Source organism: Virgibacillus sp. 7505 (genome assembly GCF_002272135.1).
Lineage (GTDB): Bacteria > Bacillota > Bacilli > Bacillales > Amphibacillaceae > Terribacillus.
The window spans coordinates 1-276 of record NZ_NPBF01000178.1 but is presented as its reverse complement, the minus strand read 5'-3'; the positions used below and the strand labels follow the sequence as shown (position 1 = coordinate 276).

At 45.7% G+C, this 276-nt stretch carries 1 protein-coding gene; it reads left to right on the top strand.

Annotation, left to right across the window (positions count from 1 at the left end; genetic code table 11):
* Positions 1-276 (top strand): TrmH family RNA methyltransferase (locus CHH91_RS18500; RefSeq protein WP_141234216.1); only part of this gene is annotated, 276 nt, incomplete at both ends.

The following is a 276-nucleotide window of genomic DNA, read 5'->3' as shown; positions in this document are numbered from 1 at the left end:
ATTATCCGCACGGCATTGGCTGCTGATGCAGCAGGAGTTGTTTTAGGCAGTGGTTGTGCTGATTTATTCAATGCAAAAGTGATCCGAGCAACACAAGGGGCATTGTTTCATTTACCTGTTTATATGGGCGATTTGGCTACCTGGATAAAGATGCTCAAAGAAAGCGACATTCCGGTTTACGGGACATCTTTACATGATGCCACGCCATATGAACAGTTCCAGCCACAAGAACAGTTTGCGCTTTTGCTTGGAAATGAAGGGGAAGGCGTACAAAGC